This window comes from Enterovibrio coralii, from assembly GCF_001559595.1.
GTDB lineage: Bacteria > Pseudomonadota > Gammaproteobacteria > Enterobacterales > Vibrionaceae > Enterovibrio > Enterovibrio coralii.
Map to the genome: position 1 here is coordinate 46,465 of NZ_LNTY01000059.1, position 16,297 is coordinate 62,761.

Consider the following 16,297-nt stretch of genomic DNA (forward strand, 5'->3'; position numbering starts at 1 on the left):
TTTTTGCCTATTTTGTCCGGAGACTTCGTGACATCTGCCGTTGATTTTGCGCTGTTAGCTGTATTTATCCCTACTGCCTTTTTCGTCTCTGTGACGCCGGGCATGTGTATGACGTTAGCCATGACGTTAGGCATGAGTATTGGTGTCCGTCGCAGCCTGCATATGATGTGGGGCGAGCTTATCGGCGTTGGCTTAGTTGCTTTTGCATCCGTCGTAGGTGTGGCGGCAATCATGTTGAACTATCCCGAGCTCTTTATCTTTTTGAAATACGGCGGCGGGGCGTACCTTTTCTATATCGGTATCCAAATGTGGTTATCAAAAGGAAAAATGGCGATTCCAGAAGACTTTGCAGCGAGCCAGAAAACATCAGCCCTCACCCTCGCGACACAAGGCTTTGTGACTGCGATTGCGAACCCAAAAGGGTGGGCGTTTATGATTTCGCTGTTACCGCCGTTTATTAATTCACAGCTACCTGTGGTGCCTCAGCTTTCTGTGCTGATTGGCATCATCCTGTTTACAGAGTTTGGCTGTTTGCTGATGTATGCAAGTGGTGGTCGCACCTTGCGCCATTTCCTGCAAAAAAGTGGCAACGTAAGGATTTTGAACCGCATTGCGGGCTCATTGATGATGGGGGTTGGCGTCTGGCTGGCTCTGGGGTAAGACTCAGTCTTTGTACGTCTCGGCGATCCGTATAAATTCGTCTTTCAGGTCAAACATCGTATCTACCAGTAGAGGGTCGAAATGCGATCCTCTGCCTTCTCGAATAATCTCAAACGCTTCATCATTGGTCATGGCCGCCTTATAAACTCGCTTGCTGACCAATGCATCAAACACATCTGCGACAGCCATCAATCGCGCGCTGAGCGGAATATCTTCGCCAGCGAGCCCTTGCGGATAACCTGAGCCGTCCCATTTCTCATGGTGACCGTAAGCAATTTCTTTTGCGGCACTCAAGAAGGGATAGTGCGCGCCCACCTCGTCTTCTGCTTTCACAATCGCATCGTAACCCAGCTTGGCGTGGGTCTTCATGATGTCGAATTCTTCTGCCGTCAGCTTACCGGGTTTGAGCAATACCGCATCAGGGATACCAACTTTGCCGATATCGTGCAGTGGTGCCGTTTTGAACACCATGGTAATGAACTCGGGTGTCACAATGTCGGGGTGTTTACCTTTCAGGTAAAGCTGGTCCGCCAGCAGTTTCACATAATACTGAGTACGGACGATGTGGTTACCGGTTTCTTGATCTCGCGTTTCGGCAAGGCTTGCGAGAGCGTTGATCGTCACATCTTGGATAACGCTAAGTTCTTTAACACGTCGCTGCACCTCTGATTCCAAAAACTCGTTCTGGTCTGCCAGAAAGTCCTTCGACGCTTTGTTCTCTAGGTGAATCTTAATGCGCGCCATTGTGATTGGCGGGCTGAGCGGTTTTTTGATGTAGTCAGCCGCTCCGACAGAAAAACCAAACTCCTGATCTTCCGCTTTGGATTTAGACGTCAGGAAAATAACAGGAATATCGCAACAGGTTTTCTTCGCTTTGATCTGGCGGCACACTTCGTAGCCGTCCATGCCAGGCATGACGACATCAAGTAAAATAAGGTCGATGGAGAATTTTTCTACAATCGCCAGCGCAGTCTGTCCGTTGGTTGCCGCTTTCACCTCGTATTTCTCTTTCAGCATTTCACTGACAAAAACGAGGTTCTCCGGTGTGTCGTCAACCACCAGTATCGTAGCGCGTTTTTTTGGACTGTTTACGGGTGACAACATCCAAGGGTTCCTGATTCACTTTTCACTTATTCAATCCTAGGTCTACTCTTACTAATGTTCCAACTGTGAGACGTAATATTTTAGTTGAGACATACGTTTAACGCTCTGAATGACCTTTAAATACTGTCTGCAACTATGGGTTACTGGATTGAATAATTCGAAGCAGGTGCCGTTCAACATTATGAACAATCGTTGGATTTCCGAAGTCATGCGCAAGGTTGTCTCGTCAAAGGCTTCAACCAACCCACGTCTAATCAACACAAAAGCCTTAGCGAATACCGTTGCGAAACTCAGTGTTTTTGCAGCGGGGATGTTGCCTGCCATGGCGATGGCAGAAAAAGAATACGGATACCTTTCCTCCACAAAACTGCCTCCTGTCGGTGAAGGGTTGAGTGCGATTACTGCGTTGCTCGTGGTCATCATGACCTTGCTGGCGGCACTTGTTTTTTTCGTTCTAAGTTTCAAACGCTCTGAAGAAGATGTTCGTCAGCTTCGAGCGCGACTAAGACAAAAAGAGAAAGAACTCTCCATCGCTAAACGCTCGTCAAGAGCGGCCTACAAAGCGAAGAAAGAGTTCCTGTCGAACATGTCGCATGAGCTAAGGACACCGCTAAATGCCATCCTCGGAATGGCGCAACTCGCCTTGGACAGCGGCCTTCAGGGTAAGCAGCAGCGATACGTTAAACGTGTCATGACTGCCGCGCACACTCTGCTACATGCGGTTAACTCGGTACTGGATTTCACCAGTGTGAAATCAGGCAGCCTCGAAATCGAATGGGTGGAATGTAACGTTGAAACCATCTTGACCCCTGTCGCCAACACGTTGGGAGAGCGGGCGAATGACAAGGGACTGCATTTCTCCGTCAATGTTGATATGAATATTCCCAAGATCATTGATGCTGACTCCGTCAGGATGACCCAAGTGTTGATGGCTCTTGGCGACAACGCGATTAAATTCACCAGCGAAGGTGAGGTGTCCATTTCGGTTTGTTTAGAGTCTCGGCGCGAAGATGATGTGATGATCCGCTTTTCCATCAGAGATTCGGGGCAAGGGATAAAACGCAAAGATCTTGAAGCACTCTTTGCGCCATTCTCACAAGCTGACAATTCTTCTTCTAGAGAGCACGGCGGTAAAGGGCTGGGGCTTTCTTTATCAAAAGAACTCATTGCCTGATGGGAGGAGAGCTTCAAGCGGACAGTCGTTTTGGTGAAGGTAGTGTGTTTTCGTTCACGCTCCCTTGCCAATCGGGTGTACGTGAAACCTCGCGACTTGGCGGCGGTTGGTCTCGCTCTTTGACCGGCGTCAGCGCGCTGGTGGTCGCGGCGAATAAAACCCAGTGTTTGAATATATGCAGCCCGCTGGTATTTGCTGGAGCCAATGTCAGTCAGTGCCGTTCGCTGGAAGAACTGGAAGAGTGTAAAGCGACCATTGAAAGAGGGGTGTTTTCCAAAATCATCGTGGATTGGGAAAGTATCCCAGCCGATATGGTGTCGTTTCTTACAGGCGTGCTTGTCTCGTTGCCTAAGTGCAATGCAATCTATCTTCTGGCGGGTAAGAATCACTGTCTTGATATCTCTGAAACTCGCCCACCGTTCTGCTTTGATGTGATCACCAAGCCCGTGTTACCGACAGCGTTTCTCCGTGCTGTGACTGAAGAGAAGCAGCAGCTCAGCCCGATTAAATGCAGTGACGCTCTGCAAGAGTTGGAGCTGGAAGACATTCCAGAGGAAGAGCTCGCGATCCGAAATAAAGTCATTTTGTTGGTAGAAGATAATCTCATTAATCAGGAAGTCGCCCTTGGGGCACTGGAAACTCTGCCAGTGTGCGTATTGGTTGCAAACAATGGCGAAGAAGCCATTGATATGGTCAAGCAACATCCTGTTGATTTAGTGCTGATGGACATGCAAATGCCCGTCGTTGATGGCGTCACGGCGACGAAATTCATTCGCCAAGAAATGGAAATGAAAGCCCTCCCTATTTTGGCTATGACAGCAAACACAGACGCGCATGATGTGGCGGCCTGCAAAGAGGCAGGCATGAATGAACACATTGCTAAGCCGATTGATTTTGACCTGTTGAGAGACAAAGTCATCGAGTGGCTAAACCGTGGTAGTGCGGTGACGGTGACGCCGTTACCAAAACCGGAGATCGAGACACCCGCTGCACCGGAAGGCGATATTGCCCCTGAGCCTGAACCTGAGGTGACAGTGTCAGATAATGTGGAAGAGACAGTACCTCAGCCTATCGACACAGAATACGATGCAGAATCAGTGGTGGCGGATGAGGAAAGCCAGCCCGAAAACAATGACCTTCAACTGGATGAAGAAATACCACCGGAGGCGGAACCAACCCGAAGGAGGGTGATCATGGAATACGATGAAACGATGTTTGACCTGATGGTTGATAACGTACCAGGCATCAATCTGGGTGAGGGTGTAAAACGTCTTGGCGGTAACAAGGCCAAGTACCTCAAGATCCTCTCCCTGTTTTTGAACTCGCAAATGACAGCAATGGACCAGCTTTTGGCTGATGGGGAAAATTCAGACAAGGCTATTTTGGCGCACTCATGCAAAGGGGCCGGAAGCAATATTGGTGCAAATGAAATTTCAGATACGGCGAGCGTGTTGGAAGATAAGTACAACGCGGGAGAGGTCGTTTCTGAAAGTGAGATTTTAGCGTTGAAGGCCAAGATCACTGCGGCGATTGAAAAGTTTGATGAGATTGCCAACAGCGTTGCAGCCGCGCCAACCCCAGAGATTCAGGATGAAGAAATCAAGCCATTGGATGCTTACCTTGTCGACCAAATCAACGCGCTGCAAACCAGTCTGCAGGAGTTTGATATCGGTGTGCAGGACAAAGTCAGCCTTCTTTCAAAGTCATTGCCGCAATGGTGTAACCAATTGGAAGAGTTCAAGAAGCTGCAGGAAGCCATCAGCCAGTTTGATTTTTTAACAGCCGAAGAGCATCTCAAAGACCTGAAAAAGAAAACAGGGTAGGGATAGCAGATAACAAAAAGCCGACGCAGTAGCGTCGGCTTTTTTCACGCGTTTAGAATCAGAGGAGCTTATTTAGCTGCTTCTGCTTCCTCAGCTTGTTTCGCTTGAATCGCAGTCAGTGCAACGGTGTAAACGATATCGTCTACCAGTGCGCCACGAGACAGGTCGTTTACAGGCTTACGCATACCTTGCAGCATTGGACCGATTGAAACCAGGTCTGCTGAACGCTGTACCGCTTTGTAAGTGGTGTTACCGGTGTTCAGGTCTGGGAATACGAATACGGTCGCTTTACCTGCTACTGGAGAGTTTGGTGCTTTAGAAGCAGCAACGTTTTCCATGATAGCAGCGTCGTACTGCAGAGGACCGTCGATCATCAGATCAGGACGTTTCTCTTGAGCAATTTTGGTTGCTTCACGTACTTTATCAACGTCTGCACCTTTACCAGATTCACCAGTAGAGTATGAGATCATTGCTACGCGAGGCTCAATACCGAATGCAGCCGCAGAGTCTGCTGACTGGATAGCGATCTCAGCCAGTTGCTCAGCGTTTGGATCTGGGTTGATCGCACAGTCACCGTAAACCAGAACTTGGTCAGGTAGCAGCATGAAGAACACAGAAGATACGATAGACGCATCCGGTGCAGTTTTGATGATTTGGAACGGAGGAACGATGGTGTTAGCCGTGGTGTGAACCGCGCCAGAAACCAGACCGTCTACTTCACCCGCTTCAAGCATCATAGTGCCAAGGAATACTGAATCTTGCAGCTTCTCACGCGCTACAACTTCAGTCATACCCTTAGAACCACGAAGTTCAACCAGACGAGCTACGTAGTTTTCACGTACTTCGTCAGAGTTGATGATGGTAACGCCAGCACCCAGAGTCACGCCTTGTTGCTCAGCAACACGCTTGATCTCTTCTGGGTTACCCAGCAGCACACATTCCGCGATCTTACGCTCAGCACAGATTGCTGCCGCTTTAACGGTACGTGGCTCATCACCTTCTGGAAGAACGATACGCTTCGCTGCTTTACGTGCCAGCTCAGTCAGCTGGTAGCGGAATGCAGGAGGGCTCAGACGACGCTGACGTGAAGAACCTTCAGACAGAGACTCGATCCAGTTGCCATCGATGTGCGCAGCAACGTGCTCGTTAACGAACTCTACGCGCTCTTTGTCGTCTGCAGGTACTTCAACGCTGAAGCTTTGCAGGTTCAAAGACGTCTGCCACGTGTTACCTTGTGTAGTGAATACTGGCAGACCAGTATCGAATGCACGGTTACACAGGCTCTTCAGTTCTGCAGGAATGCTGTAGCCGCCAGTCAGCAGCAGTGCACCCACTTCAACGCCGTTCATCGCTGCAAGACATGCTGCAACGATAACGTCAGGACGGTCTGCAGAAGTTACCAGCAGAGAGCCCGCACGGAAGTGCTCAACCATGTTAGGGATTGAACGTGCACAGAAAGTGATGCTCTTGATACGACGAGTGTCGATATCACCTTCGTTGATGATTTCGGCATTCAGGTGCTTAGCCAGATCGCTAGCACGGGTCGCAATCAGATCGATGCTCCAAGGCACACAACCCAGTACGCGGATTGGGCTTGAATGGAAGATTTCCATCACTTCAACATTGCTTGGTTTCGCGCCAGTCGCATCGTCAAAGATGTCAGACAGGTCTGGGCGAGTACGGCCTTGCTCGTCAACAGGTGCATTGTGCTTGTTGATGATCACGCCAGCGATGTTGGTGTTTTTGCTACCACCGAAGTTAGATACTGCAACTTCAATGCGCTCTTTCAGTTGCGCTGGGTTGTCAGTACCTGGTGTGGTTACGAATACGATCTCTGCATCCAGAGTTTTCGCGATTTCGTAGTTCACTTGGTTAGCAAACGGGTGGTTGCGAGTTGGTACCAGACCTTCGATCAGTGCAACGTCAGCATCGGCAGTCGCTTCTTTGAAGCGAGCAACGATTTCTTCCATCAGCACGTCATTTTGGTCAGCACGGATCAGCGCTTCAGCATTTGCCATGGTCAGTGGCTCTGCCACTTTCATGTTGCTGTTTGCTTCAATGATGGTGGTGGTCAAATCTGGCTGATTGTCACCATGGCGAGGTTGCGCGATAGGCTTGAAAAACGAAACGCGAACGCCTTTTTGCTCCATCGAACGCAGCACACCTAGGCTAACGCTAGTCAGGCCTACGCCTGCGCCGATTGGGATAAGCATAATAGTACGGGACACAGATGATTCCTCTTTACTATAACGGAAGCAAAGCCTGCATGTAGGCAAGCTTTGTTATGTAATCAGTTTGGCAGGTAACTTTGCCAAATTGAAACGGCTGGTCGCATTGACCAGCCGCAACATCACGTCAGGTTGATTAGATTTCAGCCAGGCGTGCAGTGTCTTGTGCGATTACCAGCTCTTCGTTGGTTGAGATAACCATTGCTGGAACACGGCTGTTATCAGAAGTGATAACGCCTTCGCCGCCGAAGCGAGCTTTCAGGTTGCGCTCTTGGTCAACTTCAACACCCAGCAGACCCAGACGGTTCAGAACTAGCTCACGGATTGGGCCAGAGTTCTCACCGATACCGCCAGTGAACACGATCGCGTCCAGACGGCCGTCAAGACATGCAGTGTAACCAGCAACGTATTTCGCCAGACGGTGACAGAACACGTCCATTGCGCGAGTTGCTTCTTCTTTAGTGCCGTAGTTGTCTTCAACGAAACGACAGTCAGAAGTCACTTCAGTCAGACCAGCAAGGCCAGACTCTTTGGTCAGCATGTTGTTGATTTGCTCAACGCTGTAACCCAGTGCATCGTGCAGGTGGAAGATGATCGCTGGATCCAGGTCACCAGAGCGAGTACCCATTACCAGACCTTCAAGAGGAGTCATACCCATAGAAGTGTCTACAGATTTACCGTTCTTGATTGCACATACAGATGCGCCGTTACCCAGGTGACAGTTGATGATGTTCAGTTCTTCAACTGGCTTGCCTAGTTGTGCTGCTGCTTCTTGCGCGATGAAGAAGTGAGAAGTACCGTGCATACCGTAGCGACGGATACCGTTCTCTTTGTACAGCTTGTATGGCAGTGCGTATAGGAACGCTTCTTCTGGCATAGTCTGGTGGAACGCAGTGTCGAATACCGCTACGTTTTTCAGGCTTGGGAACGCAGCTTTAGCAGCTTCGATACCTACCAGGTGTGCTGGGTTGTGCAGAGGTGCGAAGCTTGCAGCGTCTTCGATACCTTTCAGTACAGTGTCACAGATCAGTGCAGACTTAGTGAACTGCTCGCCGCCGTGTACTACACGGTGACCGATTGCGCCCAGGTTCTCTGCCAGTTCTGGTTTAGAAGCCAGAATGGTTTCAACGATGAAGCTCAGTGCTTCTTTGTGTGCAGCACCTTCGCCCAGTTGAGCTTCGTGTTTGCCGTCCAATTTCCACTTAATGCGAGCTTCTGGCAGGTGCAGACATTCTGCAAGACCTGACAGGTGCTCATCACCTGATTGTGCGTCGATGATAGCGAACTTCAGCGATGAGCTGCCGCAGTTAAGAACAAGAACCAGCTTAGACATTTGAGACTACCTATTCATGTAAAGTAGATGGTGTTTACTAATCGGAGAAGGATAGTTGATAAAAGGTGTCAACCACCGTCTCGCTAAAGCAATAAAGCGTATTTTTGTCGCTGAATAGATACATCAAAAATCGGTCCCTGATACACAACATAAAACGCCAGACAGATTTCCCTACCGAGCACACCAAAATTGGTGGTTTCTTGCCCTGCCGGTTATCCATTTGGCGTTTCAGTGGTTGCGAGATAATCAAATCCGAGCAACAATTGATTTAGGTCGGCTAAGTCTAGCGATACTTGCGACAGATAACAAAAATTTTTAAGTCATTCTTGATTTGAATTAATGTTTCTCAACTTTATTTTAAAGTTTACAGCAAGTTTTTAGCCGATGAGACAGTGACATCGCTTGGAGGTAGCCGTATGAGCAATAAATCAATGTGGAGCAATTTCCGTGATGGACAAAAGTACATGACGGAATGGCCAGTGCGAAAAGAGCTGGCGCCGATGTTCCCAGAAAACAGAGTGATTCGAGCAACCCAGTTTGCGATAAAAGTGATGCCTGCTGTTGCGGTGATCAGTGTACTGATGCAAATGGCTTTCAATAATTATGATGGCTTGCCTCAGGCAATGATTATTGCTTTGTTTGCGCTTAGTATGCCGCTACAAGGACTGTGGTGGTTGGGAAGACGCCGTGAAACGCAACTTCCACCTGCGTTAGCCGGCTGGTATCGTGAATTGCATGAAAAGATTGTCAGTGAAGGCGGGGCACTTCAGCCAATGAAGAGTCGTCCTCGTTACAAAGAGCTGGCACAGACTCTGAACCGCGCATTTAAGCAGTTAGATAAGTCTTCTTTGGAACGCTGGTTCTAATTCGGTTCTCAAACGTCTCTGTGATCAAAAACGCCTCGATATTCGAGGCGTTTTTTGTTTGTGCGTTTGAGAGTTCTGACCTTACAAGTCCGCCAGTACCTTTGCTTGTTGACTGTTCGTTTTCACCTTGGCCGCTTTTTCAAGCAGACCCAGTAAGGTAGCGTTATTCCAAGCGTGAGCATTTGGACTGTAGCTTGCTGCCATCATGGCGTTGATTTCGTCTTCAATCTCGCGCTTTAGCGCAGTCGGCAAATGGTCTTTGTTCCACGCGCGGTAAGCAGAAGATACTTTCACTGCATTGTTTGCCTTCACCGCATCCACTAACGCATTCAATCCATGTTGAGAGGGTTGCTGAACCACTGACGTGTCCGCAGCACCAGACGCGATGTGACGCGGTTTTCTGATGTACATGACCAAGGTCGCGAGCCACAGTAGCGCGAAAGCCCCAGTTGCCCATGGCCAATAGCCTGCCGATGTCACAACCTTGGCTCGCACTTGTGTTGATGCAGGTGTTTGCACCGCAAGCTCTGGCAAGGCTGGTGAGGGTTGAGCGGCGATGTCTCCCGGTTCAACGTTCAGGCTTAGGCCACTTATCTCAGCTTTTTCCTGCTTCCCTGTTTGGGTGTTAAACCAGTTAATAGACAACGCAGGCAAATCAATCTTGCCTTCTTCTCGTGGGATGATGACTTGCTTCAATGTCATCACCGTCGCATCGCCTTGTTGGGTGTACTCCGGTTTGTCTGAATATACACGCACCTGATTCGGGTAAGTGATGCTCAGGTTTGGCATGGCACTTTGCGCCGTATTGGCAATGCTCAGCGAAATCACACGATTAATCGGCTCGCCGACCTTAGCGGTTTGTTCTCCGCCCAAGGTGTCAGGCTCCCAGCGTTGGCTGAGTGTCAGCGAGGAGGTCGGTAGCCAAAGTCCCTTGTAGTCGGCGGGCTTGTCTTTGATTTTCAGCGTGACGCTTTCCGCCTGACGACTAATCGGTAAGCCCAACGATGAACCCCAGCCACTGCCTTTGACTTCTGACCCGGTAAACACCGCGCCTTCCAACCTCAAAGCTCCCGCTTTGGTAGGGGTGATTTGGTAGTTTCGCTCAATCACTACGTAACGGCGACCGTTGATAATGGCTTCAGATTGAGCGTCTTCACCAATAGGTTTGACATTCAGTCCATCACCAAACGGTGCTTGTAGCGATGGCGAGTCAATGCGCGTACCTATCAACAGACGTGCGCGATAGATAAAGGATTCGCCGATATAGCCAGTGTCACGGTCAACGCTTGCTTGCACTTCTACCGCACTGTTGGCTACTTGCGTACTCTTGTCACTCGCGGCCAGCACCTTGATGCTGATTGGAGCGGTTTTCATACCATCAATATCAAAGCTTGGCACCGTGAAAGTGCCAGTTTCTTTCGCCGCGACCGCAACGCGCCAGACGGTGCTTCGGCTCATGTCTCCATTGATGATCTGGGTGCTGCTGCTGATGTTTGGGCGACCGTAGACAAAGTCTTTCGACAGCGCAGAAAGATCCAACTCGTCGTTGTCGACACTGGCATCCACAGCGATGGTGAGCTGGAAAGCATCACCCACGCGGACAACGTTGTTCGACACTGTTGCTTGTGCGGTTGCTGCCCACGCTAAATTTGGCATGGACGTCAGCGCAATCACTGTGGCAGCCAAGAGGGCTTTTGTTCGGCGGGAAAGCTGAGCCCGCCAAGTCATTGTACTTTTCATTATTCGTTACCACGTATTCTCAGAAGGCTCTGGTATGTCTTTTTGACGAGCCTGAAGAATGAGCTGTGCACGGATCAGACCCGCTGTGTCATCAGGCACTTGCTCCAATTTTTTCAATACAGGGTTGCTGGCACTTAAGGCATCATCACCTTCGCCCGATTCAGCAGAAGCCGTTGGTTCGCCCTGAGGTGCATCTTCGCTATCAGACGGTTCACCTGCTTGTGCTTGACCAGACTCAGTCTGCTCTTGGCTGGCGTTATCTTTATTGGCTTGCTCTTGTTTAGCGTTAGCCTGTTGGGATTCTGACTTCTCACCTTTTTGCTGCTGGGTTTGAGCATCTTGCTCACCGGATTGCGCGTCATCTTTTGATGAATCAGAAGACGCATCAGACTGGTTTTGCTCAGCGTTGCTTGGTTCGCTGTTCTGCTGACCTTGCTGACCTTGCTGACCTTGCTGACCTTGCTGACCTTGCTGACCTTGCTGACCTTGCTGACTGTCGGACTGCTGAGAGTCTGATTGTTGGCTATCAGACGGATTGTCAGAAGACTGCTGGTCTTGGTTATTCCCCTGAGATTGTTGCTCGTTCTGGTCTTGTTGTGATTCGCTATTTTGCTGTTGCTGTTGCTGTTGCTGTTGCTGTTGCTGTTGCTGTTGCTGTTGCTCTAGCGCCTTTTTCACAACGTCCAGATTTTTCTGGGCATCCTTGTTGTCCGGGTTGGTTTTCAACACTGATTCATAGGTTTTCACGGCGGATTCTAAATCGCCTGCCTGCGCTTGCGCATTTCCCAAGTTGTAGCGAGAAACCGGATCGTCGAGTTGGGAGAGGGTATCAATTGCCCCTTTGTAATTACCTGCTTTGTATTGGGCGATACCTTTCCACTGCGGCGACGTAAAGCCATCGGCGGCCTCTTTAAACTTACCCGCTTCAAAGTGCTGGTACGCTTGCTGGTCGTCAGTTTGGAATACTGCTGCCTGAACCGGATGAATCGGCAACACCATAAACATGGCAGCCAGCACGACGCCACGGCGAAAGCAAGGAGCGTGAGCAAGACAAGCGGAATGATGAGCCAAAACCCTTCGTTGATTCGCTCCTCGATGGATTTGCTTTTGCCTTCAGCCACACCGTCCTGCGGTTTCGATGTGTACGCCGCAATGTTTTCAACGTCACGGTTGGTAGGTTGCCAAAGCTGCAAGATGCCGCCAGTTTCTTTGGTGATTGCTGACAGTGTGTCTAAATCCAGTTTGGCGATCACGGGCGCACCGTTTTGTTCCAACAAGCTTCCGTTTGGCAGCTTGATGGGTGCGCCTTGCTGTGTGCCGACCGCCAGAATAGAAACGCGATACTTGGTGCCTTTCAGCACATTGAGCGCGGCTTTCGACTCTGATTGGCTCATGCCGTCAGTCATCAATACGATGTCGCCATCGGCGTAACCCGCTTGTTTCAGCAAATCAATCGCCTGCTGAATACCGGCGGCAGGGTTGCTGCCTTGAATCGGCATGATTTCAGGTGACAGGTTTGGGATCAGGTTTCTGAGTGTGCTCGCATCGTCCGTTAATGGGCTGACGATGTAGCCGTCTCCGGCATAGGCAACCAACCCTGTGCTGCCTTCTTTCCATTCCGGCAGCATATCGAGGGCTTTGAAGCGCGCTTGATCGAGGCGGTTTGGTGCAATGTCGGTGGCATACATGGAGCGGGACATGTCCATCACCAGCACGCGCGCACCGGCAAGGTTCACCGCTGGAATTTCCACTTTCTGCCAACTAGGCCCTGCCAGTGCAATCACGGCAATCAGCCAACCAGCAGCGAGTGCAACAATCGGCCAGCGTTTTGCTTTGCCCGTGCTTGCCGCGTTGCCTGAGAGCAGTTTGCTTAAGTGCGGTGCAATCAGCCGGATGTTTGCGCTTTGTCTTTTATCCATGGCAGTAAAAGTGCCAACGGCAAGGCCGCTAGCAACCACATTGGTGCATGAATGTGAAATCAGCCATGACGTCTCCTTACAACAACGATGACGACTGACAGTGCCAATGCCGCAGATAGCGGGAATCGGAACAGCTCATCCCTTGGACGCCAAGTTTGTTGAACGTCTGAGATGGGCTCAAGTTGGTCGATAATTTGATAAATCTTTTCTAGCTCTTGTGGGTCTCGGGCGCGGAAATATTCACCGCCCGTCATCTTGGCGATTTCACGCAGTGATTTTTCATCCAAGTCTTGCGATGGGTTCACCGTGCGGGAACCAAAGAGGCTGCGTTGACGCATGGACTCAGCACCCACGCCCACGGTGTAAATGGTCACGCCATTTTCCTTCGCGAGCTTGGCCGCTTCGAGTGGTTCAATCACGCCAGCGGTGTTGGCTCCATCACTGAGCAAGATGATCACACGCTGTGGGGCCTTACCGTCGATAAAGGTTTTGGTCGCCACACCTAAGCCTTCACCAATGGCGGTACTTTTACCAATCAAACCCAAAACCGCACGGTCGAGTTGTTGCGCCACGGTATTGCGGTCGAGCGTCAACGGTGTTTGCAAGTAACCGTGGTCGGCGAACAGCACCAAGCCTAAACGGTCGCCGTCGCGCTTTTTGATAAAGTCAGACAGCACTTGCTTCACGGCGGTTAGACGGTCAGTGGTATTGCCTGATGGAAGCACCATGTCCTCGATTTCCATTGAGCCAGAAAGGTCGACGGCAAGCATCATGTCGCGGTGCTCAGGTTGAATTTGAATCGGGTCGCCATACCACACTGGACGTGCCAATGCGGTAATCACGCTCACCCATAGCAAGGTCATCAGGAGTTGTCTGATGCGACTGGTATTTTGCTTTTCCCCCAACCTTTTGGCAGCCGCGGCAAATGAATCGCAGCAGGGCGAGGAACAGGCTTCACCCATTTATAAATCACGAGAGGAAGCGGCAGCAATGCAAATGCCCACCACCAGGTAAACTCAAACATCTTTTACCTCGCTCTGTGATTGGCTTGCCTTTTTAGGTGGTAATGCGTTTGTTAGCCAGACACTCGCCAAGGCTTTGCAGGCATTCAGCTCATCCTTGTTCAATCCCTCTTTGGAGAACACGCCTTTTTGCCAAAGGGCTTCATGAGCCACAAAGCCTTGTTTCGACACAGGCAGTTGGTTGTCCAAAAAGGCCAGCCAAGACTGTCCTGTCAGTTTCGCCACGTCATGACGCGGAAAATACGTTAGTGCCGCGCGCTTGAGCAGGGCATTGATATCGCCAAGCGTGTCGGTATGGGAGAGTTGTTTAATCGCTTCTTTCTGTGCTTTTCGCTTTTGCGCGCGCAAACGAAGTGCGTACACCACGACTGCGAGAATAAGTAGCAGTGCTGCGATCAGCACCCACCATCCCCAAGCCAGTGGCCAGAGTCCCGGTGCAGCTTGCAGATGGATATCCGCCAGAGGAAGCGTGTTTGACGTTGGAGTCGTCATGGTTACTACATTGCCTTACTCGAAGAATGACCCAACTGTTGAAGCAGCGATTGACCCGCAGAGAGAGTATGCAAAGGCACCGCTAGGCTTCTTGCCATGTCAGTAATGAACTGCTGATGACGCAGGTATTGTTGTTCCAGACTGTCGCGTGTTTTACGTGAAGAAAAATCCAACCACGCGGTTTGTTCATTGTCAGCAACCAATTCATGACCGCGAAAAGACGTATGACCCTGTTCTAGCGGATCATAGATACGTACGAAGCGGATGCGGTTGTGCTGACGCAATTGGCTCAATCGGCGTTTGTCCGCCATCGTCAGTGAATAAAAATCACTGATCATGCGATGTCACTGCCTTTTGGACACAAGTGATGCAAATGCCTTAGTGCGGCTTGCCAGCTTTCCTGAGACGCAACAGCACTCTCTGCGCCGAGCATTTCCTCATGCGCTTCCATCACGGCATGCATGATACGAAGCGGCCCTTGTTGCCGAGCGGTAGGTTTGCATTCACGCACCTTCAAGCCGTTATAAATCACAGCACCGATGCGGTCTTGCTGACTGACTGTCAACCAACTGATAAGGCTGGCAATGTGCGCTGCTTGCACCGATTTAAGCAGAAGCTGAGAGCCAAACTTCATGCTGCTGCTCAAATCGATAAACAGCATCACAGGTTGTTCACGCTCTTCAGTAAACAGCTTGGTGTGCGTCTTACCCGTTCGGGCGGTCACGCGCCAATCAATGGCGCGGATATCATCGCCCGGTTGGTAAGGACGAACTTCAGAGAAGTTCATACCGCGACCTTTATGACGGCTGCTGTGCTGGCCGCTAAGCTGAGACCAAATGCTCAGTGCCGGTGGCAGCCAGCGGACAGATTGCTTCTGATAATGCAGCAGTTCAGCCAGACACACATTGACGCCATCACTGTGTGGAGGCAGAGCAGCGGCGGTGTCTGTCAGGGTCATACGCTGGCAACCTGCTCAATCAGGTGAGAAACCACACTGTCTGCGGCGATGCCTTCTGCTTGTGCTTCGTAGCTCAATAGCAGACGGTGGCGCAGAACAGGGTAGGCCATGGCTTGCACGTCATCTGGCGTGACAAAGTCACGGCCAGCTAACCATGCATGTGCGCGGGCGCAGCGATCCAGCGCGAGAGTGGCACGCGGTGACACGCCCATTTGCAGCCATGCAGCCAGCTTATCGCTGTAGCGGCTTGGGTTACGGGTCGCCATGATCAGACGGATAATGTATTTCTCAACGTCTTCCGCCATGTGAATGTTCAGCACGGCTTTACGTGCTTCGAAGATGTATTGTTGTTGAATCTGGACAGGCTCTTGCTTCTCAATGCCCTGCGCTTCACCACGGTTCAGACGCAGGATCTCAAGCTCTGCGCTTTCATCTGGGTAGTCCACGTTCAGTTGAAGCAAGAAACGGTCAAGCTGCGCTTCTGGCAGCGGGTACGTGCCTTCTTGCTCAATCGGGTTTTGCGTTGCCATCACAAGGAAAAGCTCTGGCAGGGCATAGGTTTGGCGGCCAGCCGTGATTTGTTTCTCGGCCATGGCTTCAAGCATTGCTGCTTGCACTTTTGCGGGCGCGCGGTTGATTTCATCCGCGAGCACGAGGGAGTTGAAAATCGGCCCCGGTTGGAAGGTGAATTCTCCCGTTTCTGGACGGAAAATATCGGTACCTGTCAGGTCAGCAGGCAGCAAATCAGGCGTAAATTGAATGCGGTGGAAGTCACCTTCGATGCAATCAGACAGCATTTTAACGGCGCGGGTTTTCGCCAGTCCCGGCGGGCCTTGAACCAGAATGTGCCCGTCTGCGAGCAGGGCGATGAGGAGTTGTTTTACCAGTTCTGGTTGACCGATCACCTGACCTTGCAGGTAAGCGTTAAGGCGTTGGAAAGTATCCGCTAACATGAAAGTTTATCCTTGGTATAGCAAA

The 16,297-nt window shown here is 50.6% G+C and carries 12 protein-coding genes and 2 pseudogenes; 4 read left to right on the forward strand and 10 right to left on the reverse strand.

All coding sequences use genetic code 11. The features are described 5' to 3' along the window. Positions 1–27: 27 nt before the first annotated feature. Positions 28–660: a LysE family translocator gene (locus ATN88_RS22845; protein ID WP_067419827.1), complete on the forward strand. Its 633-nt coding sequence runs from the start codon at positions 28–30 to the stop codon at positions 658–660. Positions 661–663: 3 nt separating this feature from the next. On the opposite strand, the gene ATN88_RS22850 is transcribed toward ATN88_RS22845, so the two are convergent. Continuing rightward, positions 664–1,764, reverse strand: coding sequence for a response regulator (locus tag ATN88_RS22850; protein ID WP_067419828.1), 1,101 nt, complete (start codon positions 1,762–1,764; stop codon positions 664–666). A gap of 148 nt (positions 1,765–1,912) precedes the next feature. On the opposite strand from ATN88_RS22850, the gene ATN88_RS27930 reads away from it, so the two are divergent. Then, positions 1,913–2,938 (forward strand): sensor histidine kinase, encoded by a 1,026-nt coding sequence (locus tag ATN88_RS27930; protein ID WP_232313490.1) that lies wholly within the window; start codon positions 1,913–1,915, stop codon positions 2,936–2,938. Beyond that, positions 2,938–4,761 (forward strand): response regulator, encoded by a 1,824-nt coding sequence (locus ATN88_RS22855; protein WP_232313491.1) that lies wholly within the window; start codon positions 2,938–2,940, stop codon positions 4,759–4,761. Before ATN88_RS27930 ends, ATN88_RS22855 begins: the two co-directional genes overlap by 1 nt. 68 nt (positions 4,762–4,829) lie before the next feature. Here the strand turns inward: ATN88_RS22855 and pta are convergent, their stop codons facing one another. Next, positions 4,830–6,974: a phosphate acetyltransferase gene (gene pta, locus ATN88_RS22860; RefSeq protein WP_067419829.1), complete on the reverse strand. Its 2,145-nt coding sequence runs from the start codon at positions 6,972–6,974 to the stop codon at positions 4,830–4,832. Positions 6,975–7,125: 151 nt separating this feature from the next. Continuing rightward, the gene (locus ATN88_RS22865) at positions 7,126–8,322 is read right to left on the reverse strand and encodes an acetate kinase (RefSeq protein WP_067419830.1); all 1,197 of its coding nucleotides are present in this window, start codon (positions 8,320–8,322) and stop codon (positions 7,126–7,128) included. Between the two features lie 416 nt (positions 8,323–8,738). Here ATN88_RS22865 and yfbV point away from each other — a divergent pair, with 416 nt between their 5' ends. Next, positions 8,739–9,188 (forward strand): terminus macrodomain insulation protein YfbV, encoded by a 450-nt coding sequence (yfbV, locus tag ATN88_RS22870; RefSeq protein ID WP_067419831.1) that lies wholly within the window; start codon positions 8,739–8,741, stop codon positions 9,186–9,188. Between the two features lie 81 nt (positions 9,189–9,269). On the opposite strand, the gene ATN88_RS22875 is transcribed toward yfbV, so the two are convergent. The 7 genes and pseudogenes from ATN88_RS22875 to ATN88_RS22900 form a co-directional block, all read right to left on the reverse strand. Next, positions 9,270–10,916, reverse strand: coding sequence for a BatD family protein (locus ATN88_RS22875; RefSeq protein ID WP_232313492.1), 1,647 nt, complete (start codon positions 10,914–10,916; stop codon positions 9,270–9,272). 18 nt (positions 10,917–10,934) lie between these two features. Beyond that, a complete protein-coding gene (locus tag ATN88_RS28685; RefSeq protein ID WP_332308966.1) occupies positions 10,935–11,798 on the reverse strand; it encodes a tetratricopeptide repeat protein in 864 nt (287 codons plus the stop codon). Continuing rightward, positions 11,684–12,847: a vWA domain-containing protein gene (locus ATN88_RS28690; RefSeq protein WP_332308960.1), complete on the reverse strand. Its 1,164-nt coding sequence runs from the start codon at positions 12,845–12,847 to the stop codon at positions 11,684–11,686. Before ATN88_RS28690 ends, ATN88_RS28685 begins: the two co-directional genes overlap by 115 nt. A gap of 59 nt (positions 12,848–12,906) precedes the next feature. Then, positions 12,907–13,871 (reverse strand): annotated as a pseudogene (locus tag ATN88_RS22885) (vWA domain-containing protein). Continuing rightward, a complete protein-coding gene (locus ATN88_RS22890; protein WP_067419832.1) occupies positions 13,864–14,361 on the reverse strand; it encodes a DUF4381 domain-containing protein in 498 nt (165 codons plus the stop codon). The pseudogene ATN88_RS22885 and the gene ATN88_RS22890 overlap by 8 nt, the downstream one beginning before the upstream one ends. A 5-nt stretch (positions 14,362–14,366) precedes the next feature. Beyond that, positions 14,367–15,319 (reverse strand): annotated as a pseudogene (locus ATN88_RS22895) (DUF58 domain-containing protein). After that, positions 15,316–16,272, reverse strand: a complete 957-nt coding sequence (locus ATN88_RS22900) for an AAA family ATPase (protein WP_067419833.1) — start codon at positions 16,270–16,272, stop codon at positions 15,316–15,318. The pseudogene ATN88_RS22895 and the gene ATN88_RS22900 overlap by 4 nt, the downstream one beginning before the upstream one ends. Positions 16,273–16,297 lie beyond the last annotated feature (25 nt).

What these genes read in the sequence shown, in the direction of transcription:
- ATN88_RS22855 (WP_232313491.1), top strand. Translation starts at nt 2,938, where the DNA reads ATGGGAGGAGAGCTTCAAGCGGACAGTCGTTTTGGTGAAGGTAGTGTG.
- ATN88_RS22890 (WP_067419832.1), bottom strand. Translation starts at nt 14,361, where the DNA reads ATGACGACTCCAACGTCAAACACGCTTCCTCTGGCGGATATCCATCTG.
- ATN88_RS22850 (WP_067419828.1), bottom strand. Translation starts at nt 1,764, where the DNA reads ATGTTGTCACCCGTAAACAGTCCAAAAAAACGCGCTACGATACTGGTG.
- yfbV (WP_067419831.1), top strand. Translation starts at nt 8,739, where the DNA reads ATGAGCAATAAATCAATGTGGAGCAATTTCCGTGATGGACAAAAGTAC.
- ATN88_RS28690 (WP_332308960.1), bottom strand. Translation starts at nt 12,847, where the DNA reads ATGGATAAAAGACAAAGCGCAAACATCCGGCTGATTGCACCGCACTTA.
- ATN88_RS22875 (WP_232313492.1), bottom strand. Translation starts at nt 10,916, where the DNA reads ATGACTTGGCGGGCTCAGCTTTCCCGCCGAACAAAAGCCCTCTTGGCT.
- ATN88_RS22865 (WP_067419830.1), bottom strand. Translation starts at nt 8,322, where the DNA reads ATGTCTAAGCTGGTTCTTGTTCTTAACTGCGGCAGCTCATCGCTGAAG.
- ATN88_RS22900 (WP_067419833.1), bottom strand. Translation starts at nt 16,272, where the DNA reads ATGTTAGCGGATACTTTCCAACGCCTTAACGCTTACCTGCAAGGTCAG.
- pta (WP_067419829.1), bottom strand. Translation starts at nt 6,974, where the DNA reads ATGCTTATCCCAATCGGCGCAGGCGTAGGCCTGACTAGCGTTAGCCTA.